At 49.7% G+C, this 26441-nt stretch carries 24 protein-coding genes; 5 read left to right on the top strand and 19 right to left on the bottom strand.

The genetic code is table 11. The features are described from left to right. Window positions 1–71 precede the first annotated feature (71 nt). From HRU73_RS00975 to HRU73_RS00930, 11 genes are all read right to left on the bottom strand, one after another. A complete protein-coding gene (locus HRU73_RS00975; RefSeq protein WP_276677381.1) occupies window positions 72–1334 on the bottom strand; it encodes a methane monooxygenase/ammonia monooxygenase subunit B in 1263 nt (420 codons plus the stop codon). A 1-nt stretch (window position 1335) separates the two neighbouring features. Further along, window positions 1336–2166 (bottom strand): methane monooxygenase/ammonia monooxygenase subunit A, encoded by an 831-nt coding sequence (locus HRU73_RS00970; protein WP_281870758.1) that lies wholly within the window; start codon window positions 2164–2166, stop codon window positions 1336–1338. A 162-nt stretch (window positions 2167–2328) separates the two neighbouring features. After that, the gene (locus tag HRU73_RS00965; protein ID WP_287399096.1) at window positions 2329–3144 is read right to left on the bottom strand and encodes a methane monooxygenase/ammonia monooxygenase subunit C; all 816 of its coding nucleotides are present in this window, start codon (window positions 3142–3144) and stop codon (window positions 2329–2331) included. 60 nt (window positions 3145–3204) lie between these two features. Next, a complete protein-coding gene (locus tag HRU73_RS00960) occupies window positions 3205–3378 on the bottom strand; it encodes a hypothetical protein (protein ID WP_158297462.1) in 174 nt (57 codons plus the stop codon). 472 nt (window positions 3379–3850) lie between these two features. Next, window positions 3851–4129 carry a transposase gene (locus HRU73_RS13355; protein WP_353765142.1) on the bottom strand — a complete coding sequence of 93 codons (279 nt, stop codon included), beginning with the start codon at window positions 4127–4129 and terminating at the stop codon, window positions 3851–3853. A gap of 347 nt (window positions 4130–4476) precedes the next feature. Further along, window positions 4477–5397: a septal ring lytic transglycosylase RlpA family protein gene (locus HRU73_RS00955; protein ID WP_502709316.1), complete on the bottom strand. Its 921-nt coding sequence runs from the start codon at window positions 5395–5397 to the stop codon at window positions 4477–4479. Between the two features lie 4 nt (window positions 5398–5401). After that, complete coding sequence (rodA, locus tag HRU73_RS00950; RefSeq protein WP_011112575.1) at window positions 5402–6511, bottom strand: rod shape-determining protein RodA; 1110 nt, start codon at window positions 6509–6511, stop codon at window positions 5402–5404. Window positions 6512–6621: 110 nt separating this feature from the next. Beyond that, window positions 6622–8499, bottom strand: a complete 1878-nt coding sequence (gene mrdA / locus HRU73_RS00945; protein ID WP_276679477.1) for a penicillin-binding protein 2 — start codon at window positions 8497–8499, stop codon at window positions 6622–6624. Then, complete coding sequence (mreD, locus tag HRU73_RS00940; protein WP_011112577.1) at window positions 8496–9047, bottom strand: rod shape-determining protein MreD; 552 nt, start codon at window positions 9045–9047, stop codon at window positions 8496–8498. The genes mrdA and mreD overlap by 4 nt, the downstream gene beginning before the upstream one ends. Continuing rightward, a complete protein-coding gene (mreC, locus tag HRU73_RS00935; protein ID WP_041357268.1) occupies window positions 9004–9906 on the bottom strand; it encodes a rod shape-determining protein MreC in 903 nt (300 codons plus the stop codon). Before mreC ends, mreD begins: the two co-directional genes overlap by 44 nt. 377 nt (window positions 9907–10283) lie before the next feature. Next, a complete protein-coding gene (locus HRU73_RS00930; protein WP_276818356.1) occupies window positions 10284–11345 on the bottom strand; it encodes a rod shape-determining protein in 1062 nt (353 codons plus the stop codon). A gap of 158 nt (window positions 11346–11503) precedes the next feature. Between HRU73_RS00930 and gatC the strand changes: the two genes are divergently transcribed. From gatC to gatB, 3 genes are all read left to right on the top strand, one after another. Continuing rightward, window positions 11504–11791 (top strand): Asp-tRNA(Asn)/Glu-tRNA(Gln) amidotransferase subunit GatC, encoded by a 288-nt coding sequence (gene gatC, locus HRU73_RS00925; protein WP_287399093.1) that lies wholly within the window; start codon window positions 11504–11506, stop codon window positions 11789–11791. A gap of 62 nt (window positions 11792–11853) precedes the next feature. Then, window positions 11854–13314, top strand: a complete 1461-nt coding sequence (gene gatA / locus HRU73_RS00920) for an Asp-tRNA(Asn)/Glu-tRNA(Gln) amidotransferase subunit GatA (protein WP_281870547.1) — start codon at window positions 11854–11856, stop codon at window positions 13312–13314. 55 nt (window positions 13315–13369) lie between these two features. Further along, window positions 13370–14806: an Asp-tRNA(Asn)/Glu-tRNA(Gln) amidotransferase subunit GatB gene (gatB, locus tag HRU73_RS00915; protein ID WP_287399091.1), complete on the top strand. Its 1437-nt coding sequence runs from the start codon at window positions 13370–13372 to the stop codon at window positions 14804–14806. Between the two features lie 186 nt (window positions 14807–14992). Here gatB and trbK read toward each other — a convergent pair whose 3' ends face one another. The 4 genes from trbK to HRU73_RS00895 all read right to left on the bottom strand — a co-directional run bounded on the left by trbK (window position 14993) and on the right by HRU73_RS00895 (window position 20598). After that, a complete protein-coding gene (gene trbK, locus HRU73_RS00910; protein WP_074671278.1) occupies window positions 14993–15181 on the bottom strand; it encodes an entry exclusion lipoprotein TrbK in 189 nt (62 codons plus the stop codon). A 244-nt stretch (window positions 15182–15425) separates the two neighbouring features. Then, window positions 15426–15860, bottom strand: coding sequence for an Hsp20/alpha crystallin family protein (locus HRU73_RS00905; RefSeq protein WP_011112583.1), 435 nt, complete (start codon window positions 15858–15860; stop codon window positions 15426–15428). A gap of 233 nt (window positions 15861–16093) precedes the next feature. Then, the gene (locus HRU73_RS00900) at window positions 16094–18976 is read right to left on the bottom strand and encodes an EAL domain-containing protein (protein ID WP_287399090.1); all 2883 of its coding nucleotides are present in this window, start codon (window positions 18974–18976) and stop codon (window positions 16094–16096) included. Next, on the bottom strand, window positions 18976–20598 hold the full coding sequence (locus HRU73_RS00895; protein ID WP_287399088.1) for a FecR family protein: 1623 nt from the start codon (window positions 20596–20598) through the stop codon (window positions 18976–18978). The genes HRU73_RS00900 and HRU73_RS00895 overlap by 1 nt, the downstream gene beginning before the upstream one ends. A 271-nt stretch (window positions 20599–20869) precedes the next feature. Between HRU73_RS00895 and fliK the strand changes: the two genes are divergently transcribed. Continuing rightward, window positions 20870–21898 carry a flagellar hook-length control protein FliK gene (gene fliK, locus HRU73_RS00890; protein ID WP_011112586.1) on the top strand — a complete coding sequence of 343 codons (1029 nt, stop codon included), beginning with the start codon at window positions 20870–20872 and terminating at the stop codon, window positions 21896–21898. Next, window positions 21885–22244 (top strand): EscU/YscU/HrcU family type III secretion system export apparatus switch protein, encoded by a 360-nt coding sequence (locus HRU73_RS00885; protein ID WP_011112587.1) that lies wholly within the window; start codon window positions 21885–21887, stop codon window positions 22242–22244. The genes fliK and HRU73_RS00885 overlap by 14 nt, the downstream gene beginning before the upstream one ends. Window positions 22245–22386: 142 nt before the next feature. On the opposite strand, the gene HRU73_RS00880 is transcribed toward HRU73_RS00885, so the two are convergent. The 4 genes from HRU73_RS00880 to HRU73_RS00865 all read right to left on the bottom strand — a co-directional run bounded on the left by HRU73_RS00880 (window position 22387) and on the right by HRU73_RS00865 (window position 26264). Next, entirely contained in the window at window positions 22387–23184 is a 798-nt protein-coding gene (locus tag HRU73_RS00880) for a flagellar brake protein (RefSeq protein ID WP_011112588.1), read from the bottom strand. A 30-nt stretch (window positions 23185–23214) separates the two neighbouring features. Continuing rightward, on the bottom strand, window positions 23215–23544 hold the full coding sequence (fliE, locus tag HRU73_RS00875) for a flagellar hook-basal body complex protein FliE (protein ID WP_281870554.1): 330 nt from the start codon (window positions 23542–23544) through the stop codon (window positions 23215–23217). A 158-nt stretch (window positions 23545–23702) separates the two neighbouring features. Continuing rightward, window positions 23703–25016 carry a sigma-54-dependent transcriptional regulator gene (locus tag HRU73_RS00870; RefSeq protein WP_287399087.1) on the bottom strand — a complete coding sequence of 438 codons (1314 nt, stop codon included), beginning with the start codon at window positions 25014–25016 and terminating at the stop codon, window positions 23703–23705. A gap of 3 nt (window positions 25017–25019) precedes the next feature. Beyond that, the gene (locus HRU73_RS00865) at window positions 25020–26264 is read right to left on the bottom strand and encodes a sensor histidine kinase (protein ID WP_287399086.1); all 1245 of its coding nucleotides are present in this window, start codon (window positions 26262–26264) and stop codon (window positions 25020–25022) included. Between the last annotated feature and the right edge of the window lie 177 nt (window positions 26265–26441).

Genomic DNA, 26441 nt, shown 5'->3' with positions numbered 1-26441 from the left:
GGTACACCTCTGCCTTACGACAGTGATGTACCGGTATCTTTCAACTGATACTCAGTACTCAGTACTGTTTATCAGAGTTTGGTGAAGACAGGAATCACCGGACCAGCAATACTGTTGATATGGCGATTACCTTCTGCATCCCAAGACATCAATAATCCACCAAAACGGCTTTCCGGGTCACCCAGCAACGCCATCAGACGTTGGATTTCCCACAATGCATCTTTGGCTTCCATTTTCAGTTCCTTGGTCTGACCAGGTTGAATTGCGCTTTCATCGTCGAAATTCAAACCGACAGCGATCAGTTCACGAGGATACTGAGGATCCAAGTATTTACGGCCGGTAGAGTTGATGAAACGTATGCCTGCCGTGGTGAACTCACCAAATGTGACAGGTATGTCGCCATTATTGGTTACTTCCATGGTGACACGCAGTGCACGTCCCGGTACGTCATAGTTAGCATCTGTAATGACAATCGATACTGGGTTGGGTGCTACTGGTAATGCTGCCACTTTGGATTGACCTGCCTGGATAGGTACCGTGTAGGGATGTTTATTTTCCGTATAACGGTATCCACCCCATACCAGCGCCAGCGTCAGAATGGCAAGTACCCAGGTGATTTTTTTGTCCATCGGATCCATCAACAGATCATCACCGTAGGCCAGCAATACACGACTACGTGGCAGGAACATCGGCCGTGCTGTAAAAACACCAATCCAGAAAATACCGATGGACATCCAGACAACGTGCCAGAATATACCGTTCGATAAGTTGAAGGTTTCTGAATCAATTGTCTCACCCGTCAATAATTTCAGTGGGTTGGTAAAATCATCCCAGCTTCCGGTAATGTTCATCCATGCACCTGGCCCAGCAATCGGACCTGCATCTTTGACGTTCAGCATGGCATGCATGTGATGACGTCCCGGAATACGTGCACGCAGATTGACTTCAAACTCATAGTCACGGCCAATTTGCAGAGGACCTGAAATGAACCATGGATGGCCATTGATCTTGGTACTCAAACGTACAAATACCGGGCTTGGGCTTCCTACGTTAAAGAAGGAAAAATCAGGGCTTGCAGCTGCACGTGGCCAATCCTCAGCCAAGTGGAACTTACCGGTGATTTTTGCGTTCTCATTAACTTTGGTTACCTCAGGACCCCACTTGATGTCATACCATTGAACTGTACGCATCCGAAGGAATGGCTCCTGGGATCGCTCCCCATGAGCTGCTACCGTCGAGACATCCAATGTTACTGTCATGGCTAATGCGGCTACTGCATAAGCAACACCGTAAAGCCCCATCACTCCCCGTTTATAAAGGTTTTTGATACCCATTTTATTTGATCCCCTCTGGAAAGCCTTCTTCACCGAATGCGGTAACATCATTGCGATGTACGATACGACCTCTTTTACCTTTAACGTAGAAAAAGGCTGTACAGTAAACTTTTCCAAGATACCACCATACGGTGAACATCAACATTGATACGAACGCAGAGAAGAATGCTGCAATAACTGTGGTATGACCACCAAAGGTACGCAGTGAACCTTGCTCAATATGACGAACATACTCGGGTGTACCTGTACGAACATACATATGGCCCATGTAGTCAGCCATCGACAACAGTGTTCCTTCTACAACGATTGGCAGATGCGTTGGACCAAAGATCGGCCAGTTACCCGGATAGAACAGCAGACCGAAGAATCCGCCTCCAACCAGAGCCGTCACCAGCCAGTTGCGTGTCAGATACAGCGTGAAGTCCAGCATCAGCGCACCCGGAAGCATAATGCCCGGTGTTACGAAGTTGATGGGGTAGTGTGACCACCAGTAGAATCCCCAGTAACGTGTCAGCCACTCACCAATCAGCAGACACACCACACACAACGTTGCACCAAACGGTTGGCGGTAGTTGACCCACAAGTAATACATGATTGCCGAACAGTAGGTGATCCCCACGATTGGCGTTACAACCGGCCACCATTGACGATCTTTCCAGTCCATCCAGAAATCCCAGTCACCTGCCAGCAGCATGAAGTGCATATGGTAGGTACCTACCAGCAAAACAATCAGAATTGGAAAATAAACCGCGTCAATCAGACGTGACATATGGACCGCTTCTGGCGGCATCTTAGCCGCTTTCAGAATTTCTTCCGTTCTAAATATACTCACCCTGCCCTCCCTTCTTATAATTTAAAAGTAACATACGATTCCTCTTTTCCTCTAAGGTACCGCACTCTGGTTCTGACTGACCAGGCGCTACTTTCAGCACCCGGCCAGACTTCCTCTTTTAATGTACCCCAAGCGCAACTTCTGCCTGGAGTACATACCAGATTAAGCTACAACCCGGTTGTTCAGGATTTCTTTGCTCTGGTTATTCCAAATCACGTCAGTCAGATTGGAGTAACGGGTAATGATCTGAGCTGCAACACCACCCTGGAACAGACCTGCCCAACCCAGCACTACAAATCCCCAGTGCAGCGGTGCGCTAAACAACTCTTCCATGAACCAGAAAGCATGACCCCATTCGTTCAGACCAACATTAGGCAGAATCATCAGCGGGCCTGCAATTGCCATTACCAGCGGGAAGGAAATTCCACGGCTGAACAGTGGCAGACGGGTCATTGCATACAGGTAGGTTGCAACACCACACACGATGTACATCGGGAATGATCCGTAGAACACTACTACGTGGCTTGGCGTGAAACTGGTGTCACGAATAATCACCTGGTGCCAGGAAGCATCTTGCTCCGTGAAGAAGCTACCGCCCCAGTAAACACCAAAAATGTATACACCCAGCCACATCATGTAGTAGAAGTAGCGTTTGACTTCCAGTTTTGGATCCAGGTTGTCCAGCTGCTCTTTCGTATCACGGGTTTTCATGATCCAACCCCAGGTAACCAGCGCAAACAGCGGCATAATCGCCATGTGTACACGCCACAGCCCCATCCACACACGATCAAACTCTGGCTCCATCGAGTCCATTCCGTGTGAATAAGCAAAGTAACGCTGATACCATACCCAGAAAATCGCCACCAGAAGCATGGTAATCATGCCAAATTTGTAAAATTTGGAGTCATACCACAGTGACATGTCATAGCCTCTCGACGAGACTGATGAGGCACTGCTCGTTCCTAACGTAGTTGCCATCTCTTTATCCTCCTATTCACCACATTTTGTTAAAACCAGTGATGAAAACTAAACTTTTCATCACTCACTATCGCAAAGAAACCACAATAACATCATGGTCTCCGCTTGATTTTCGACTCCGTATTTCTCGTTTTGTTCCGGCAAAGCTCCAATACCTCCGCCAGATACATCTGAAAGGCTAGTCACCTTGACCTTTTTAGTCAAGCCCTTTTTTATCCAAACAACCAGCAGCATCAGTAGAATATCAAAAAATCAATCAGTTAAAATAATCAACCCATCCCACAACCATCACAAAAATTACTCACACCACTCAAGAGAAATTAACCATCTCGTGATTATGGATATAGGTTATTATATTTATCTTTAATAATAATTTACTGTTTGGAAGTGGAACCGACAGCTGCCGAAAGAAATTGCAAGACACCATACAAACTAAAACGATGGCAGCGACAAAAAAGACCAGGATTGAAATCAGAATGAAAATAAGTGTGTTCTGAAAGAACACGAGAAAGGTGAAAGCAGGAGTAACGAGCCAGGTAGTAAATTACCCAAGGTCATGTCTACTACTCCAAGTAACTTTAAGCAAGTCCCTTTGATTATCGTACCGCTATAATTGCCATCGGGAGAGATGAATGTCATCCGGAACCGCTGGATTGCTTTACTAAACTGATTACTCTCCTACCTAAAGGAGTAATACTGACCAAAATCAAGGACTACAGACTTGGGATCCGAGCCAAGGCATTTCTCGTTTAGTTAGATACTTAGAGATACATACCCGGAGTTGGCGAAGTAGCTGCGGTATTCTAGAGGCATCAAAGGATCGTTCAACAGCTTTACGCAGGAGGATCTTGATTTTGGAAAAGGCCTGCTCAATGGGATTGAAGTCAGAAGAATAGGGCGGTAGATAAAGGATTTTTGCGCCTTTGTCCTTGATCGAACGCCGGCGACCTTGTAGCTGCCCAATTGTTGCAGACGACGATATCACCTGACTTGAGGGCAGGACAGAGCTGGGTTCCCACACAAGCCAGGAAAGCTGCGCCGTTCATGAGAGCATCCAGACACTACGGCGCGAGCAGGCCACCAAATCCATATTTTCCAAATTTTCGTCAGTTCTCCTTAAGAATCGCACAAACCACCGGAGTATGGAGACTGTTGATCTGTCTCACATAATCTGGGGCACATAACCGTACCGCATCTGTAGCAACAGGAATAATGAGATTAAAGACATGGAATTTGCAATCAAACCCACTTGCGTTGCCTTTTCTCAACTCAGACTCCGGGCTTGAAATCAAAAATGATTCAGCCCTCAACAAGCCTGACAGATTGCTAATATCAGTAAGTATGTCGCACCAATATCGGTTCTGGAGATCCGGCTGTAGTAATGATATTTGCTGTTCGATTAGCAGCCTCCAAGTCATGAAACGGCCCTACGAATATCTTATGCAGTCCATTTGCCTGATTGATATGAGTTTGCTGAGTAATCGAAGGAAACTCTGACTTTAGTTGCATCAGATAAGACTGCGCATTATGTGCCGATCCGAATGCAGCAAGCTGCAAATAAAATTTCCCATTATCCCTACTGGAAGCTACTTTTGGCTCCCTACTCGTCTGTTTCCGTGTCATAGCAGGAGGATCAGCACTGCCGAAACGGCCGGGAATGATACTTTCAACCTCTACCCGAGCACTACCGCTTGCCAGGACACCAAGTTTATAGGCCGCCACATAAGATAGATCAATGAGACGATTTTCCAGAAATGGACCTCTGTCATTGATACGAACGACCGCAGAGCTTCCATTCTGCAAATTTGTAACACGCACATAACTTGGTATAGGCAAGGTCGGGTGAGCCGCAGTCATGGAATACATATCATAAATTTCTCCAGAGGCTGTACGTTTACCATGATAGCGCTTACCGTACCATGAAGCGTGACCACGAGCCTTATAAGGCTTGAGCGCAGTCATGGGTGTGTAGGTTTTGCCCAACGCAACATAGGGACGCATCGTAGTAGTTTTCAGAGGTTCGATACGAGGAACTGCATCAGGAACAGAATCAAGGTTTGAAGGAGGATTCTGTTCCGGGCCATCATCAAGATAATACCCCCCTCCCGCTCTGGTATGTGAATGTGTGGATGATTGACCCAATCGCGGAGTGTTGCTGCAGGCAGAAACTATGAGCACCACCATGACAGCAAGAAGAACAAACAGCGTATTTTTATGCGTGATTGCAAAACAGAAATCAAAATTTATTTTCATATTTTTACGTTTTAACAAGTTTTGGATGGGTATGAATGCTCATGAGAATTCCAAATCCCAGCAATATAGTAACCATGGAAGTCCCGCCGTAACTGATGAGCGGCAGTGGTATTCCAACAACGGGCAAAATACCACTTACCATACCCATATTGACGAACACGTAAGTGAAAAAAGTTAAGGTAATCGATCCGGCAACCAGCCTTGTAAACCGTGTTGGCGCTCTTGCCGTAATCACCAGGCAACGTCCGATTACTATCAAGTAAAGCGACAGTAACAAACTGTTACCAATCAGCCCGAATTCTTCCGAAAATACCGAAAAGATGAAATCTGTACTGGGTTCGGGCAGAAAGTCAAGCTGGGATTGGGTGCCTTTCAGCCACCCTTTACCTGAGATTCCTCCTGACCCAATAGCAATGCTGGATTGTATCGTATGATAACCAGCACCCAAAGCATCTTGTGAAGGATCAAGCATAGTCATGACCCGTTTACGCTGATAATCGTGCATACCGAAGGTCCAGAGTAAAGGCAGACTCACCGCTACCGCAACTGCCAGACCGACTATAATCCGCCACGATAAGCCCGCCAGAAAAATCACATAAAAACCACTGATCAAGATAAGTAGGGCAGTGCCCAGATCAGGTTGGCGCGCAATCAATAAAACTGGCAACAGTAAAATCAGCACTGCTACAACATAATCACGCCAGCGCAATGTGATGTGAGCCTTGTCGAAATACCACGACATCATGAGTGGTGCTGCAATTTTGAGCAGTTCCGAGGGCTGAATATTAATAAACCCAAGATTCAACCAGCGACGCGCTCCATTCTGCACCTCGCCAAACAACGCTACGGCAACCAGCAGAATGATACCCATTACATAAATTGGAAAAGCGAGCCGCATAATCCTCTGGAGCGGAATATTGGCTACCGTCCACATCACCACAAATGCAACAATCATGTTAATCAGTTGGCTGATTACCCGGGTAAGATTCCCGCCGGTAGCACTATACAGCACGATTAATCCGGTCAGCATGAGCAGAAAAATTCCGGCAAGCAGAAAATTATCGATATAGCGAGTGAAGTAGTACCATATCTTTTTGATATCCAGAGTGATCATATTGTGACCAGAATCCTGAAATTCACAGCTAATCAGCAAAATTTACGGCAATCATGAAATTGCTTTCTCCATTGCCGAAATCGAATCGCTGTGAGAGTGGTATATATTCTTTATCCCGCCTTTTCTGCCGGTTCAGGCATTTTGCCCAGAAAAAAATAATCCAGTACCTTACGTGCAATGGGTGCTGCGGTTGATCCACCTGAACCACCGTTCTCAACCAACACCGTCAGAACGATTTTCGGATCTTCAGCAGGCGCGAAAGCTGTAAACAAGGCATGATCGCGATGCCGCTCATTGATTCTGCTGGCATTGTAACGCTCCCCTTGTTTGATATTGATTACCTGGGAAGTACCGGTTTTGCCAGCAAAAGTGTAGGCTGCATTGGCACCCGCCCGGGAAGCCGTACCACCAGGGCGTGTCACATCTGTTAACGCCTGTTTGACATAATCCAGGTACTCCTGCTTCAAATTGAGCCGGTACATTTCTTCTACAAAATTATCCTCAACAAGATGTTTGTTGTGATCTACCTGCTGTTTAACGAAATGAGGCTTGTAAGCCCTGCCATCATTGGCCAGCAGCATCATTGCAAAGGTCAGCTGAAATGGAGTGGATAAATTGAATCCCTGACCGATACCCACCGAAATCGTATCGCCCGGCAACCAGTTCTGTTTGAATCGCTTCTTCTTCCATTCCGGCGAAGGCAACAGTCCACGGACTTCTCCAGGAATATCGATGCCGATCTCCCTGCCAAAACCAAATTGTCCGATGAAATTATGAATATTGGTAATACCCAGATCATGGGCAAGCATGTAGTAATAAGTATCACATGAAATCACCAGGGATTTACGCAAATCAACCCAGCCATGCCCTCCGGGTTTCCAGTCACGAAAACGGTGCGAGCTACCGGGCAAACTGAAGAAGCCTGGATCATTGAATGCGTAACGAATAGAACGTTTACCCAGCTCCAGTCCGGCCAGTGCCATAAATGGCTTGAAAGTGGAACCGGGAGGATACACACCGCGCAATGCGCGGTTGTTCAACGGTCTGTCAATGGATTCATTGAGCAAACGCCAGTTGGCATGATCGATGCCATCAACGAACAGATTGGGATCAAAACCCGGTTTGCTGACAAAAGCAAGGATTTCCCCATTGGACGGATCCAGTGCAACCAGAGCACCGCGATAATCCCCAAAGGCCTGTACGGCTGCCTGCTGCAGGCCAATATCGAGAGAAAGTGTAAGATCGTTCCCGGCAACCGGCGCAACTCGGGATAAGGTACGTACAGGGCGGCCAACGGCATCCGTCTCAACCTGTTCAAAACCCGTCTGCCCATGTAAAGCATTTTCATAGCTCTTCTCAATACCAATACGCCCGGTGTGCGTAGAACCACGATAATTCTTGAGCCGTTTGTCAGCTTCAAACTGTTCCAGATCCTTATCATTAATACGGCCAATATAGCCAATCACATGAGAAACCAACTCTCCCCTCGGGTAATGTCTGAGTGGATGTGCCTTGATATCCATTCCGGGAAAACGATATTGATTTTCCGCAAACCGGGCCACTTCGATGTCTGTCAGGCGGGAACGTATGGGCAGACTCTTAAATCGCGTACTTTCCCGCTTCAGCTTGTTGAAGCGCCTGCGATCTTCGGGTGTGATTTCGACTACAGTTGCCAGCTCATCAATAGCTGACTCGAGATTTTTAACCTGATCGGGAACTATTTCCAGAGTGTAGGCCGTGTAATTCTGAGCCAGAATTTCTCCGTTGCGATCAAATATCAGCCCCCGGTTAGGCGTCAGTGGCTGAATAGTAATACGATTTGCTTCTGCAAGTGTCGTATAGTGTTCACCCTGTGATACTTGCAGATAGAAAAAACGGCTAAATAACAAACCGAACAAAATGACGACGATGACTGCACAGATAGCCAGTCTGATACGAAAAAGCCGAATCTCTCGTGTATGGTCACGCAGTTCTACGGTATTGTTCATATTTCATCAGGTTCGATTCGCTGTTTTCGAAAACTCCCCAACAAAAATACGAACAGGGGCCAGCATAGTGCTCCAGTTACACTGCCAAGAAAAAAATACCATTCGGGAATATAAGTACCCGCCAGAATTCCAGTCAGGAATATCATCGCCTGACCGAGTAACAGTATCCATAAAACGGCAGGAATCTGCCGGAAAGCACTGAACAGCCGCAAGCGCCGATGCAAAATCAGGGCAAAAAATGTCATTAGACAATAAGCAATTGCGTGCTGTCCCATAATACTGGTATCGACGACATCCATTACCAGCCCGCACAAGAAAGCAATACCCATACCTGCCTGCTGCGGCTGGTGAATATTCCAGTAAAGCAGTGTCAAAGCCACGAAATCCGGGCGCAAAACCAGTATCACCTTATCAAATGGCATCAGGTTGACTAACACTGCCATTATCAGATTCAGATAAACCAGCGATCTTCTTGCAGGAAGAGAAAATTCCTGGGCAACGTAATCATGTTCCGTGATTCTTGGTTTGCCGGTTTTTCTGGGGCGCATAGGATTCAGGGTTATCTGAAATTTCCGGAGTGGGCACAGAGCCGATCAGGACGAGCACCTGCCTGTGACGATCCACACCCGCTACGGGGACACATATGATACGCGCAAACTTATGTGAACGATCATATTCGATATGAGCCACCCGCCCCACAGGCAGACCAGGCGGGTAAACACCACCGATCCCCGAGGTGGCCAACAAATCACCTTCCCGGATATCTGTATTGATCGATAAAAAACGCAGCTCCAGTTCACTGTTTTTGCCAGCCCCGGAGATCACCGTTCTCAAACCATTACGATCGATCTGCACAGGAACCATGTGATTCTTATCTGTGATCAACGTCACTTCTGATGTCCAGGGAAAAACCCGTGTTACCTGGCCGATCACACCGAGATCGTCGATAACGACCTGCCCCGGTTTGACCCCATTCGAGCTTCCTTTACCCAATGTTATCTTACGACTGAAAGGATCACGCGGTGTATAAAGTATCTCCGCCAGAACTGTCTGAATTTCTGTTTGCCTGGCAGCCCCAAGCAGTGCGCGCAAATGCTCATTCTCACTCGCCAATGCCTGTAACCGGAAGAAATCATGCCGGCTGGTCAGGTATTCACGCCTGAGATGATCAATCTCCTCGATGAGCTTGAAGTCCGAAATATACTGATCCACCTTCTCCTGCAGGGAAAAAGGCAGATACGCCAGTTTCTGCAACGGAGAAATAGCGACCCCAATCACACGCCTTGCTTCAGCAATAAAATCTGATCGGGAATCAGCGATCATTATGAAGACAGATAACAATACAAAGAAAAACATCCGTGTCAGCGGGCTCGGACCTACCTTGAAGAACTGCGGGGGAGTGTGCATGTAGCCTCTCAGCATTTGTTCCTGTACCCAAATCGATAAACTGGGCCTGATGTCTGTAAACAGGATCGCCGACAACCAGGAAGCTTAAATAAATGGCATATAATACATCAGTATACCAAAGCTCCCGAGATACAACGCCACACGGTAACATTGCTGAAAAAGAACTGGAACTCGAAACGATCAACCTGTTTCACCAAACTCACCATTTCGGCAAATCGGTCATCAAGGTTTGCAAAGGAATGTTTTTCAATCTGATACGAGCAGATTGCAGTAGCGGCATCAGATTCGAAGTATCCAATAACTCACGCTATAAAAAACTTTTATCGTAAAAGAAGATAAGCATATCTGTAACCAGGCACGCTTACCTCGAAGAGGTATCAATAGTCTCTGGCAAAAATCCCAACTGAATGATCAATACTCTCCAGAGCGATTCCCGCACCCCGCACAACACAGGTAAGTGGGTCATCGGCAATAATGACGGACAATCCTGTCTCCTCCATCAGCAGACGATCGATATCGTGCAGCAATGCACCGCCCCCCGTCATCACCATCCCCATTTCCGCAATATCGGAACCAAGTTCAGGAGGCGTTTGCTCCAAAGCGGTTTTAACCGCACTGACAATACTGTTCAGCGGTTCAGCCAATGCCTCCAGAATTTCATTACTGGAAATCGTGAAACTGCGCGGAATACCCTCGGCCAGATTACGCCCTTTCACCTCTATTTCACGGACCTCCGAACCTGGATAAGCAGAACCGATTTCTGATTTGATGATTTCTGCCGTGACTTCACCGATCATAATTCCGTAATTACGGCGAATGTAATTGATGATTGCCTCATCGAATCTGTCCCCCCCCACTCGCACCGAATTGGAGTAGACAACCCCGCCCAGTGAAATCACGGCGACTTCGGTCGTACCCCCCCCAATATCGACTACCATACAGCCGGTTGGCGTTTCGACAGGTAAATCAGCCCCCAGCGCAGCAGCCATGGGTTCCTCGATCAATTCGACTTTGCGTGCGCCCGCTCCGTAAGCAGCCTCTCGGATAGCACGCCGCTCCACCTGCGTCGAACCACAGGGCACCGAAATGACAATTCGCGGATTTGCAGAAAACAAACGAGGAGGATGAGCTTTTCTGATGAATTGCTTGAGCATCTGTTCGGTCACGGTAAAGTCAGCAATGACACCGTCCTTCATCGGCCGGATTGCCGTAATGTTTCCCGGGGTCCGGCCCAGCATTTGTTTTGCTGCCAGCCCTACCTGCTGAATCATGCGTTTGCCGCCCGGGCCACCTTCATGACGTATAGCAACTACCGAAGGTTCATTCAGCACGATACCATGGCCACGAACGTAGATCAGTGTATTGGCTGTGCCAAGATCAACCGCCATGTCCGTCGAAAAATAGTTACCCAGAAAATTGTTGTTCAGGAAGTTAAGCATGACGATTCCAGTATGACAGGTCCGGTATGTTTATTGCTCAGCAGGAATTTTGTAAGTCTGGCCTTGGAACAAGCGCCACAGACACATAAAAATATACGTTTAACAGGTGTGCATGATACTCTATTAGCTGTCTTGGTATAAATAGAAAGCTTCAAAATATGACCTTGTCACTGAACGATATCAAACGTGTTGCAAAGCTTGCCCGCATTGAAATCAGCGAAACGGATGCTCAGCAGAATCTGATCCGGTTATCCGGAATATTTGATCTGATCGAACAAATGCGGGCAGTTGATACGCAGGGAATCAAGCCAATGAGCCATTCTCAGGATATGGTACAAAGGTTGCGTGAAGATATTGTCACTGAATCCGATCAGCGTACTCTGTTTCAATCAGTTGCTCCTCAGGTCGAGGATGGATACTACCTGGTTCCCAAAGTAATCGAATAACGCAGACTGTAAAATCCGCATTTTTGCCCGTCTATTTCCAATATATTCCACTGCACTGACACATGTTAAATGCCAGCCTCAGGCAGCTTTCCTTGTTGCTCTCAGAAAAGAAAATATCCAGCACCGAACTCACCAGTGAGTTTTTATCCCGCATCAAAGCGCTTAATCCTGATCTGAATGCCTTTATCACTATCGATGAGGAAAAAAGTCTGGATCAGGCCAACGTTGCCGACAAGATGATTGCTGCAGGACGATCGACTCCTCTCACCGGAATACCCATTGCACAAAAAGATATTTTCTGTGCCAGGGGATGGCTGACCACCTGCGGATCAAAAATGCTCTCAAATTTTGTTTCACCCTATGATGCCACCGTGGTGGAACGATTCGATCAGGCAGGCATGGTGAACCTGGGTAAAACCAATATGGATGAGTTCGCCATGGGATCAAGTAACGAGACATCCTATTATGGTCCGGTAAAAAATCCCTGGGACAGATTGGCCGTACCGGGTGGCAGCTCGGGCGGCTCAGCCTGCGCAGTAGCAGCCAGACTGGCGCCAGCAGCAACCGGTTCTGATACGGGGGGCTCCATTCGTCAACCGGCTGCATTATGCGGAATCAGTGGAATCAAACCCACTTATGGCCTGGTTTCCCGCTACGGCATGATCGCATTTGCCTCCAGCCTGGACCAGGGCGGACCCATGGCCAAATCTGCTGAAGACCTGGCCTTGTTGTTGAATACCATGATCGGATTTGATGAGCGTGATTCAACCAGTCTGCAACGAGCAGAAGAAAACTATACGCAAGATCTGGAAAAACCGGTGAACGGGCTGCGCATCGGTCTGCCGAAGGAATTTTTTGCGGAAGGCATGAGCAGCGATGTTTCCAACGTGATTGAAGCCGCTCTGGCAGAGTATCGCAAACTAGGTGCAACATTTGTCGAGGTTTCCCTGCCGAACAGCAAGCTTGCCGTTCCGGTTTACTATGTGCTCGCACCTGCTGAAGCATCCAGCAATCTGTCGCGTTTCGATGGCGTGCGATATGGCTATCGCACCGCACAATACAGCAGTCTGGAAGATTTATATACCAAAACCCGGGCAGAAGGATTCGGTGAAGAAGTGAAGCGCCGCATTCTCATTGGTACTTATGTATTATCCCACGGCTATTATGACGCCTACTACCTTCAGGCTCAGAAATTACGCCGCCTGATTGCCGAGGATTTCAGGAAAGCTTTTGAACAGTGCGACCTGATCATGGGGCCGACTACACCTACCGTGGCATTCAATATCGGTGAGAAATGCGATGATCCCATCCAGATGTATCTGTCCGACATCTATACCAGTACCGCCAGCCTGGCAGGATTACCGGGCATGTCGATACCAGCCGGATTCGGCAGTAAAAACAGGCCGGTAGGTTTACATATCATCGGAAACTATTTCAGGGAAGCACAAATGCTGAATGTCGCCCACCGCTACCAGCAGGTAACAAACTGGCACGAACTCACTCCACCGGAAACCAGTAACTGAGATACGCCCCTGTTTTCTAACAGCAAACGATTAAAAGCAAAAGGATTAGCTGATCATGCAATGGGAAACTGTCATCGGCCTTGAGATACACGTACAGTTATCAACCCGATCCAAAATTTTTTCCGGTGCATCGGTAGCATACGGCGCCGAGCCGAATTCACAAGCCTGTGCCGTGGATATCGCCCTTCCCGGAGTATTGCCGGTATTAAACCGGCAAGCAATCGAATATGCCATCCGGTTTGGCCTGGCAATCGATGCAACTATCAACTCACCCTCTGTTTTCGCACGGAAAAACTACTTTTATCCCGATTTACCCAAAGGCTACCAGATCAGTCAGCTGGAACACCCGATCGTTGAAGGCGGACATATCGCCATTCAGACAGGAGATCAGGAAAAAACCATACGCCTGACTCGCGCCCATCTGGAAGAAGATGCCGGAAAATCGACGCACGAAGAATTTCACGGGATGACAGGGATCGACCTGAACCGTGCCGGAACAGGGCTGCTGGAAATCGTCTCGGAACCGGATATGCGCAGTAGTGCCGAAGCCGTAGCATACGCAAAAGTGCTGCACTCACTGGTACGCTGGATCGGTATATGCGACGGCAATATGCAGGAAGGATCATTCCGCTGTGATGCCAATGTTTCAGTACGGCCTGCGGGCTCGGAAACACTCGGAACGCGCTGTGAAATAAAAAACCTCAATTCATTCCGTTTTCTCGAACGAGCCATCGATTACGAAGTGGCAAGACAAATCGACATTCTGGAAAGCGGTGGCAGCATCACCCAGGAAACCCGCCTGTATGACGCGGATCGGGATGAAACCCGCACCATGCGCAGTAAAGAAGATGCGCATGATTACCGCTATTTCCCGGATCCAGATTTACTGCCAGTAATCATTCCCCAGGAATGGATAGATCAGATCAGGGAAAAACTGCCGGAGTTGCCGAAGGACAAGCGTCATCGCTACATTCAGGACTTCGGCCTGCAGGCCTATGATGCAAATATACTGACTGCAGCACGTGAGCTCGCAGATTATTTTGAGCAAATGGTCAGCGTTCTTCCCGGGCAAAGCAAACTCTGCGCTAACTGGATCATGGGTGAAGTCAGCGCGAGGTTGAATAAGGAAGGACTCGAAATCGCCCGGAGCCCGATCAGCCCCGAACAACTGGCCGGATTGCTGCTACGCATTACTGACGGCACCATATCAGGAAAAATAGCCAAGGATGTGTTCGACAGCATGTGGCAAAGTAACGGTGACAGCGCAGACACGATCATCGATGCAAAAAACCTCAGACAGATCTCAGATGATAGTGAAATTGAGAAATGGGTTGATGATGTACTTGCCGCGAACCCACAACAGGTGGCCGATTACCGTGCCGGGAAAGAAAAAGCATTCAATTCCCTGGTTGGGCAGGTAATGAAAACCTCAAAAGGGAAGGCCAATCCCGCTCAGGTCAACTCAGTGCTCAAAAAGCGCCTGACGGAATAAGGCTTAGACAAACCTGGAAAAACATACGATTCAATTATAAAGAAACTCTGGAAAAGACTTTGGCTTGTACTTTTTAGCCCCTGCAATCCATTGCCAATCCAGACTTGACGATTCAGGCCTGATGGCACTACAGAAGAACCCTGTAAACCGAGCCTGAATCCTCAGCAAGAAGTGTATTACCTGTATTTATTTGGGTAAAGCATTGCACTTATCAATAAATGCCTGCCGTTCGGCTTCATTATTCTTGTAAAAATCCAATGCTCTTTCCATTCCTCTTCCTGCACAATTCTCTGCGCTTACTTCCGGAGGTCCGCTGCAACCGATCAAAGCGGTACTAAGACCCAGAATACAAACGATGTAGTATTTAAAGTTCATTAAAATTTCCTCTATAAAAATTCGCTAAAGCCAGACTGGTTTGTCTACCTTTTGCGATCCTGAATCAGGTACTGAAATCCCAGCCACCTGAAACTGCCAGGCATTCACGGCCAATGGCCACTGGTAAAGCTATTCTACCTGACTTCCTGTAACTTGAGATTGTTTCAGATCTGCTCACGCTGAATGGAGTAAACGCAACAGCCATCGTACAAACGGGGCCCGGAAGCCCCGTTTGTCATCCATTTTATTGTGCGGTGACACTGACTTTTTTGGGTTGAACTGCTTCCCGCTTGGGGATGGTGACAACCAGCACCCCATCTTTGGTAACAGCCGAGATCGCACCCAGGTCGGCAGTATCCGGCAGACTGAAGCGGCGGTAAAAAGAACCATGGGTTCGCTCAACCCGTTTATACCCTTCTTTCTCGGTTCTCGCTTCGGTCTGCTTTTCACCCTTGATCGTGAGCACTCCGTTTTCTGTCGTCACATCGATTGCTTCAGGTTTCACTCCGGGTAAGTCAGCATGCACAATAAACTTATCGCTTTCCTCCTTGATATCGACTGCCGGTGCCCATTCAGCAATTGCTGAAGCTCCCTCGGTCGCCATATCATCCCGAGCCCGCTCCAGTTCCCGTTGTAATTGTGTCAGTAATCCCCATGGTTCATATCGCGTAATTGCCATAATAGCCTCCACATAAATCACAAACATTTACAAAATGGGCTGTCACCCAACACAGTGTGACTCACCCGACCAAAACACTCTGTCTGAATATTTTCAATCATTAAAAAATACCCGCTTCGATGATTGTTCACATTCTATGAATGCTGGCAGTAATATAAGCATGTCTTCGGTATTTTCAAGTCGGATACCCGGTAAAAGATGAACAGTGCCGACCTCCCGGCCGATCCGCCCCTTCAGACCCGGATCGAATCCGGTCTTCCCATAAACTGCATCAGCTGGGTGGTCGATAGCGGGCGGCTGAAATAATAGCCCTGTTGCAGATAGCAGTGATGTTTGCGCAGAAATTCCATGTGTTTCTCGGTTTCCACACCTTCTGCAATCACTCCCAGCCCGAGATTATCACCCAGCGCGATGATCGCCCGGGCAATTGCAAAATCAAACTTCTCATCACCGGGGTGGTCCTGTTCGATGCCTTGGATGAAGGATTTATCGATTTTCAGAATATCCAGCGGCAACTCACGCAGCAGGCTCAGTGAAGAATAACCCGTACCAAAATCATCCAGAGCAATGGCAACTCCCAATGCCTTCAAGCGCACCAGTGCTTCTGCTGCACGCGGTAAATCACTGATAACGGCGCTCTCGGTAATTTCCAGCATCAGCCGCCCGGCCGGCAAACCGGTACGTTCCAGCACGCCAGCCACCTTCTGCAGAAAATCCGGATGCAGCAACTGCCGTGAAGCCACATTGACGGAAATATCGACTGCCTGCCCTACTTTTGCCAGATCAGCAGCGATCCTGCAGGAAATCCACAACACCAGATCTCCCAGTTGTCCGATCAATCCGACTCGTTCGGCAAGCGGAATGAAATCACCCGGAGACAACAATCCACGTGTGGGATGGGCCCAGCGTACCAATACTTCATTGTGGACAACTCGCTTTTGCTGAACATCGACAATGGGCTGGAACAGAACATGCAGAGCCTTATCCTGATTCTCGATCGCCAGCCGGAAATCCCTTTCGAATTCGAGCTGCTCACGCGTCCAGGCATTCATCTGCCCCGAAGCATAAAACTGGAAACCATTTCCTCCCTGCCGTTTGACACGCCGCATGGCAGAAACCGCTTCATCCAGAAAAATTTCACTCTTTTCATCCACCTGGTCAGGCTGGGAAGATATCCTGATACCAATGCTCGCCGAGATGAAAACCTCCTGTCCGTTGATCTCAAATCTACGATTGATGGTTTCCTGGACTTTCCTGGCAAACTGCAGTTCCTGGCCTTCCCGCACTGGCCTGTCCACCACCAGCATAAACTCATCCCCGCTCCAGCGGGCAATCAAATCTTCACTGCAAACCAGTTTAAGCAACCGGTCGGCGATCATTTTCAACAAAGCATCTCCGGAGTGATAACCGAAAGCATCGTTGATCTTACTGAAATTATCGACTGACACCAGACAGACAATCAGTGCCGCGCCATGCTGCCGAGCAGAAACAGCCAGTTCACCAAAACGGGAAAGCAGAAAATTCCGGCTGGGCAGCATCGTCAGTACATCGTAATTGGCCTGGCGGGCAATTTGCTGCTTCATCTCCAGCGTATCGGAAATATCCGAAATCGTTACCACGGCACCCGCCGGAATACGCCACCTGTCATACAGCGCCCGATGTGTCACGCGAATGGTACGCCTGTCCCCGGAAGGCAGCGTGAGGACACAATGCTGTATCCGGGAATCCGGACGTGTATCAGCAGATCCAGAGCCATTCACATCTCTATCCTGTTTATCAGGAATCAGACACACCCCGATCAGCTGCTCCAGCGGCTTCCCGATCAGCTGTTCCGATCTCGCACCCAGAATTCGTTCACTCTCCTGATTGAGATAGAGAATGTTGCCCTTTGCATCGACTGTAATCACGCCCTCCTGCACTGAATCGAACACAGCCTGCAGACAGGATCCGGTGATGAATTGCGATTGTATGAACTCATTGATACGTTGCCAACTCTGTAACGGATACACAGCCAGTGTCCCGATCAGGGCTACCCCCGGCGGCAGCCAGATATGAAATACACCGAGCAGCATCGTCACCAGTCCAATACCTGCTGCGAGTGACACCAGAAGCACGAGACTCCTGAATCGCCCCGGTACGATATTGACGACGAGCAATACCGCCAGCACCCATAATACCGTCACCGCGATAGCAACCATTTCGGGAACAGGATAAATCGAACGCCCGTTACGCAGCATGTCAACCACACTGGCGTGCCACTCGACACCGCTCATATAGTTATGCCGGGTAAGTGAAACGGGTGTCAGAAAACCCTGCTGCAAACCAGTGGCCGTCATACCAACGATGATGATTTTTCCCCGCAAGTCATCCAGCAGATCATCATTGAGTAATCTGGCATAAGAAATCCGGGGATAAGTACCCGGCGGCCCGGCGAAAGGCACCATGATTTCACGCGAACGCACCCAGCTATTCCCGGTATTCACGATTGTTTTATCTGCCTCGGGCATCCGGCTCAGCAGACGCATACGATTCGGCAGACTGCCTTTATCCGCCAGCGCCAGACCCAGCGCCGGAAATGCAGGAATATCGATACCGGCGTACAGAAAAGTCCTGCGTGCCACGCCGTCCCGATCCAGCTCGACATCCACGTGACCAAGCGTGGCACGACGTTGTAACGATGCAAGCGGCTGGATGAGAGAGAATCTGTCACCGGAAGCATTCTGCGCCGGTGCAACCGGCAACACGACATTACCATGCGTAAAAATTGCCGTCTTGAGACGCTTATCGGCTTCCGGATGATCAACATCGGGTTCAGACAACAACAAATCAAGTGCTACCACATTCGAGCCAATCTGACTCAGGCGATCGATCAACCCGGCATGCAGCTCGCGCGACCAGGGCCATTTACCAATGGTTCGCAGGCTTTCTTCGTCGATTGCCACAATGACGATATCGCTATCCGGCTGAAAAGACTGACGACTGATGATTTCATCATAAACCAGCCAATCGAGACGCTGCAGCCAGCCCGACATCGACAGCAGCCCGACGACTACCAGCAACATTGCGGCACGAAGTTTAGAGGTACCGGTAATACTGCGTATACCCCACCCCGCCATTACATAAACCCTAGAAACGGCAGAAAGAAAGGAAAACGATACGGAATCTCGAATGACTGGACTGGCCCGAATACCCCTTCTTCACCATCGGCTCTGATCGGTTTGATACGCAGGTAATAACGGCCACCACCAGAATTGGGGATGACGACTCTCGGTTCACTGACCAGGACATCACTGATGATGTTATCGAATCCGGAATCACGCGCCATCTGGAACTGGAACTGTTCACCCGTCTCTCCTGCAGGCCAGGCAAATCTGATTTCTTCACGCTCGATCTCGACCGAATCCAGTTCCGGACCCGGTACTGGCACTTTGAAAGATACCGAATCACTGTAAGGCCCCACCCCAATGATCTCGGATTCAGCAGCTATCCGCCACCAGTATTCGCCCGGTGTCAATGGTTCCGACAACATGAAATATCCTTCTGGAGAATCAGATTCATATTTTCTTGATTCTCTGAAATCAGCTGTACGATCTACTTCGATCAGATAACGTTTGATATCCGGCCGGGTAGCCCACTCAAAAACCGGTCGATTATCCCCGACTCTTGCACCCGATTGAGGTGCCATGATGAATGGCGGTTCCGGACGAGCATGTACCCTGATTTTCTTGACACCATCCTTGCCTTCCAGTCCCGACACATCCTGCCCGCGTACCCGCAGCCAGTAATCGCCATCGGCCAGTTCACGACCGCGCAGTGGCAGATTCATCGCGACCAGATCAGTCGAAATCTGCCTGAACTCAGGATCCAGGGCAATCTGCACCCGATACGAACGTGCACCTGCCAGAGGTTTCAGAGAAATGATCAGAGGTACCCTCTCGTACAAATCCGGTGTCGCGGAAAAATCCGGTCCGGGCAATAATTCAACCGGGCTGACGGGTGACTGGTCCGGCCGCGTAACCGTGCCATACCCCTCTCGTACCTGCACATTCCGTCCCTGTGCACTCACCTCCAGCAGCCCCTCCAGAACTTCGCTGCGGGTAGTGCCATCCTGTTTATCCGCCCCTACACGAAAACGGGTACCCCGCACTGAACTCACGGCAGCAGGCGTCCGTATCCTGAATCGGGTGGCAGGCTCCGATCCATGCGGAGCGATATTTACCGTGCGGCCGGACTCCAGCTCGACTTCTGTCATCACCACCCCATCCTGCCCCAGTACCTCGGCCTGTTTCAGGCGGATTTTACTTTCACTTTCCACTCGCAGCCGGGATCGATCCCTGAATTCGAGTGTAACCTGGGAATCCGGCCCGGTACTGATTTCATCCCCGATTGCCACACGCAATTTTTCCGTAATCGGTAAAATCTCAGCACTGGCAGTACGTCTGAGGGTTGCCGTCCCGTAACAATCAACGATCTCAGCATCCCCCGGCCGGCGGGTCGCCCATTCGACCGGAATCCGGATTACCTTGCCTGGCGGAATATGATGCGGATCCTGGATGCGGTTGAGCTGCTGCAGACGCGGCACATATTTCATGCTGACCAGATGACGTTCTGCCACGTTCCAGAGATTATCCCCTGAACGAATCGTGTATAGCCAATCCTCGGCTCTGACACCATCGGAACCTATCAGCAGGAAAAGCGCATACACCGGCAGCAACCAGTAAATCGTCTTATCACACACTTGGTAACTCGAACGGATTGATAGACCATCATATTGAAAAAACAGACAAATACCATAATACCTGATACTGGAAAAGAAAATCTGATTATTCAAAATGAATATATGTTTCCACTGGATTGGAAAAAATAAGCCCTTGCAGGGCCTGCAACAGTAATTTCGCAATGACAGAAAAATTGAGTGAAATCATACGCAACCAGATAAGGCCGGGTTATGATTGACACGGACTGTCCGTCGAGTCCGATATCGAAACCAGTTACATCAAGGTGATACCATGATTTCAAATCCGGTCAATTCTGCAGTTATTGTGTCTGCCACCCCAACTGATGCAATTTCACAAACTCGGCCGGTCAGTGCAGTTACCCCGGTACCGGATGCCACACAATCGGATACACCTGCCTTTATTCTGGGCCAGAAATATAGGGCACAGATCGGTGAACGGCTGACGAACGGCCATTCCCTCGTCAATGTCGCCGGCAGATGGCTGCAAATGCGCATGCCCGCTTCGGCAAACCCTGGAAATATTCTGGAATTAACGTTGATCGAGCAGTCTCCCCGGCTGAAATTCTTGCTGCACAGCGGTACTCAAGGTGGCAATAACCCGACAACACTCAGTCCGGCCGGCAGACTCATCGCACAGTTGCTGAGCCAGCCTGCCCCACCTGCCATGAAAACTGCGAACGAAGCAGCCCCGCTGTTGCCGATACCACCCGCTACCGGTAGAGAAAGAATTCAGTTGCCCGCTCAACTGCAGCAAGCACTGTCAGCCAGCGGGTTATTCTACGAAGCTCATCTGGTGCAATGGCTCAGCGGCAACCGTTCGCTGCAACAACTCCGGCAGGAACCGCAAGGCAAACTGCCCGCACCGGCAACCGTATCCACAACGATTACTGATTCAGCCACGGCTTCACCAGTCGCATCCCAGGCAGTGTCACTGATACAACAGCAACTGCATACCCTGGAAACCGGAACCATCCAGTGGCGGGGAGAAATCTGGCCAGGACAGACCATGGAATGGGATATCACCGAATATCCGGATGATCAGGGGAAAGAACAGGCCGACAATGAAAAAACCGGGAAATCAGGTCGCTGGCAGACCCGGATTCACCTGCAACTGCCAAATCTGGGAAAAATCACTGCCACTATCATGATCGAACCACAGGGTATGCGAATCCGGCTGGATGCCGATTCCGATGAAATTACACGACAGCTCAGGAAAGAACAGATTACGCTGGCAAGCGCCATGCAAACGACCGGGCTGACGATTCGTGCGATGGACATTCAGCAACATGAAGCGACCTGAGCCAACCGGGCAAGAGAATCAGGGCGAACCGACTGATTCACCCGCCCCACCAGAACATACTCCGATTCCCGGAGCAGTAGCACTCGCCTATCACAGCGGCATGACTGCTCCCCAGGTGGTTGCCAAGGGCCGGGGACTGATTGCTGAAGAAATCATTCGCCGCGCTCAGGAAGCCGGCGTGTATGTGCATGAATCGGCAGAACTGGTGGCACTGCTGATGCAGGTCGATCTGGATGATCACATTCCACCGGAACTGTATATCGCCGTAGCAGAGTTGCTGGCCTGGCTCTATCGGCTGGAAAACGATCTGGCGATGCCCGCCGACTCACCCGATCCTTCTCAGTGACAGTGTTACCGGATCACACACTGCCATGCAGCTCGCGGCTAATAGTGCATGTATGGCTTGTAATTCCATTCCCAAATCAAAAATGACACGAAGGGCAGGAGTAATGATGACATCAGATTTTTTAATGTGATCTGTAACGATGTCAGAAGTGTGATTTCGTATCGAATTTTCTGGCCTGTTGTTCGAGCCAGATAATGTAACGTTGTATCAGCGTCCCTGATTTCTCAGACAAATTTACAAATTCACAACCGATGCGCGAGCAGGTGTTGCCATTGGAAAGAATGGCCATACTGATGCTCACGATCCGGACGGTAGTTTCAATCGTGTCGAATTCCGGTAATTCAATCCGGCAGTGCTCCAGCGTCATACCAGCTTCCAGCGGCGCATCGGTATCCGGCCGATCGATCAGCGCCATGCCACCGCGGCTGATATCCAGCAGATTGAGCGTAAGAAAAACTTCCTCATGTTGCCTCAATGGTGGAATGACGCAAGTTGCAGGGTTTGCCACGGGCGTTGCGATCCGATAAAAATTGCGCCGCTGCAGACGTTTCAGCGATGTCGGGAGATCTGCACTGAATGCATTGCGACCCTCAAACCGGATGTGTTGCAGGTTGTTGCAATCGAATTCGATCCTGATGCGGTTATGGCTGGTGACACAACGCAACATCCCGCTCTTGAGTGCCATTTGATTGAGTGTTTCATTGATCCCGTAATCCAGTACCAGTAACTTCTTTTGCAAATCGACAGCCAGAATGGATGAGAGAATCGCAGAGTGGCTGTTGCGGGCGAGATGCAGTGAAATCAGTGATTTTTCCTGCATGATTCCATTGAGGAAAAAACATACTTCAGTCAGAGAATGCACGATGTAGTCGGACTCATTCGTATCCCGCGATACGGATGAAGGCGCTGCCAATTCTGGATTTTTCCGAAGTATGGCCATGATTTCCTCGCTATTTTTATCGGCCCGACGCTACACTTGCATGTTCATGATCTCCTGATACGCTGTTACCAATCGGTTGCGTACCTGAATCATGGACTGAAAGGAAACATTCGCCTTCTGCAGAGAAATCATGACATCGTGCAGTTCGACATCCTGATTGCCACCCACGAATTCCCGACTCAGCTGACTGGCAGTCTGCTGAACGGTATTGACCTGATCGACCGCAGACTTGAGCAGCTGGCCGAAATCTGCCTGTGAGACCGTGGAAACGGTTGCAGAAGATTTACTGCCACCCGCTGCCAAATCCGAAGTGGCCTTGAGCTGAGCCAGAATCTGATCCATGCCTGATGTAACGTTCATATTTCTTTCTCCAGTATCTGGTTACTTCGTAAAACCCACCGTGCGGCTGAATCACTGTGGCGCATCTTCACTCACCCCGCGCCTGTCATGTTGATATGCCTCGGAAAATTCAAACCGCCTGTAACGGTTTTTACCGAAATACTCATTTATAAAATCGATCAACACCGGGCAAGCCGGTATTGCTGCAGTTTGTAACGCAAGGTGCGCTCGGAGATACCGAGTTTCTGCACCGCCAGCTTACGTGAGCCATTCACCGCCGCCAGCGTTTGCAGAATATGATCCCGTTCGAGTGATTTGATATCGCGTAGCGGTGAATCACCTTCCCTCTGTGCTTCTCCCCGGAAGGTATCTCTGGCAGAGGATCTCGGCAGATTCAGGTGTACAGCCTCGATTGAGCCTACTGCCAGGATCATGGCACGCTGAATCACATTTTCCAGCTCCCGTATATTTCCCGGCCAGGTGTACTGTTCCAGACTATGCATGGCTGATTGCGTCAGCACACAGCGAGGCTGGGCAGATCGATCCAGAATGCGTTGTGCCAGCGGCACGATATCCTGCAAACGTTCACGCAGCGGCAAAATTTCCAGAGGAAAAACATTGAGGCGATAGTACAAATCTTCCCGAAAGCGGCCTTCCTGCACATACGCCGGCATATCCCGATTGGAAGTCGCAATCAGGCGTATATCCAGCTTGACGGGTTTACTCCCGCCTATCCGCTCCACCTCACGTTCCTGCAGGACACGCAGCAGTTTTGCCTGAAGACCGAGCGGCATTTCCGAAATTTCATCCAGCAGCAAAGTTCCCCCGTTGGCCTGCTCGAATTTTCCTGCCTGCGCCTGAGATGCCCCGGTAAACGATCCTTTTTCGTATCCGAACAGCGTCGATTCCAGCAGATTTTCAGGGATGGCAGCACAATTGATGGCAACAAACGGTCGAGATGCACGCGGTGAATGGCGATGAATGAATCGGGCCAGTACTTCCTTGCCACTACCGCTCTCGCCCGTCAGCATCACCGTGGCGCTGGTTGCAGCCACCTTCTTCGCAAGAGACAACAATGTCAGGGTGCGAGGGTCTTCAGCAACGATTTCCGATTCATCCTCATCACTGACAGTCAGCAGATAATGCCTGACATGCGCCAGCAGACTGTGCGGATCAAACGGCTTGAGCAGGTAATCACTGGCGCCGGAACGCATCGCAGCCACGGCCTTGTCCACTTCGCCATAAGCGGTCATCAATACGACCGGAATCCAGGGATGACTCCGCTTGATAGCCTGCAGCAATGTATAACCATCCATCGGGCGCATCTGCACATCACTGATGACCAGCCCTGCCGGATGAGTCCGCAGCAGATCGATCGCCTGCTCGCCACCGCTGGCTGCAAGGGCAGTGTATCCGTCCAGCTTGAGCGTTGCACACAATGCCTCAAGCAGATCCGGATCATCTTCCACTATCAATACAGGCAAATTCCGCATTTCTTATCTGTCCTCATTTTTCGGCTGTTTCAGCCTTATTCGCAAATCAGGTACATTCTCAAACTCTTTTGCCATTCTCGGCAGGCTGATCGTAAACCGGGTACCGGCACCTGGCGCCGAATCGATCCGGATTTCACCTTGCATCGACTGGATCAGGTTATGCACGATCGCCAGTCCTAAACCGGTTCCCTCCGTCCGTGTCGTGAAAAACGGCTCAAATACCCGTTCATGCAGGGTGGGATCGATTCCCGGACCCTCGTCACTGATGATCAGCCTGGCTTCATCTTCCGTCGTTTCACAAGTCAGTGTGACGAGGCTGCCGACAGGAGAAACCTGCACGGCGTTATCAAGCAAATTCGCCACGGCATTACTCAGCGCTGTACGATCCACATTCAGACTGACGCCCATGCTGTTATCCTGAACGGCAAACCGCAGATTACGCTGCTGCATCTGGGGTGCCATCACCCGCTGCATTTTGCGTAGCAGTACAGACAGTTTCACCCGCCCTGCCGGCACCGGTTCACCTTTCACGAACTGCAGCATGTTACGGATCAGATGCTCCAGATGATGGAGCCGCTCAATCGCTTTAACGGCAAATCTTTTCCTTTCCTGAGGATCGAGTGCTTCACCGCTCAAATGCCCGGCATACAGCAATGCGGTAGATAACGGCGTGCGCAGCTGGTGTGCCAGGCCGGCAGCCATTTCGCCCATTGCCGCAAGCCGCTGGTTACGGCGATTCTGTTCACGCAACGCATAGGCTTCTGTCATATCGTGAAGCAGCAGAATGCATTCCCCGGTCATTTCCGAAACACTGCTCTCGATATACAGCCTGCGCGAACAGAATAAAGCAGGATCTTCTTTGCCTGCATGCCATTCACCAGCCACACCTGTCGGCTGTAAACGCTCCTGTACGATCTGCTGCCACGTTATCCCCAGTAATGGCTCTCCCAGTAAACGAATCGCTGCCGGATTGACCCGGCTGATACTGTTCTGGTGATCCAGCACCACAACACCACCAGGCAGTGCCGTCAGCAATTGCCCAAGCTGCTGCGACAACGCTTCCTTGGCAGCCAGCTCGCGCTGCAGTTCTCCATTGGCCAGCGCCAGTTCTTCCGTCAGGCGGAAAACCTGCTGCTGCAATTCACGATAGATCCCGGAAAGCTGGCTGGATGCCTGGTTGAATACGGTAAAAGCCTGTCGGAGCTGTTCATGATCAACCACCGGTGTAACGCTCATCTCTGTTTTCATGGAGAAAATCTCCCGATTGCGACGCTGCACAGCTTAGATCACACGCTGCACCGATCATCGATGAAATAACACGAGCAAATGTTCTCTTTTCAGAGATTCGGGCCCGAGGAATATCCTGATAATGCCGGTATTCGTCAAACCGCAACACATATATTCAAATGACAAACCAGAGCGGTC

The sequence above is a fragment of the Nitrosomonas sp. H1_AOB3 genome (assembly GCF_015709435.1).
GTDB lineage: Bacteria > Pseudomonadota > Gammaproteobacteria > Burkholderiales > Nitrosomonadaceae > Nitrosomonas > Nitrosomonas europaea.
This window is presented reverse-complemented; position numbering and strand designations above follow the sequence as displayed.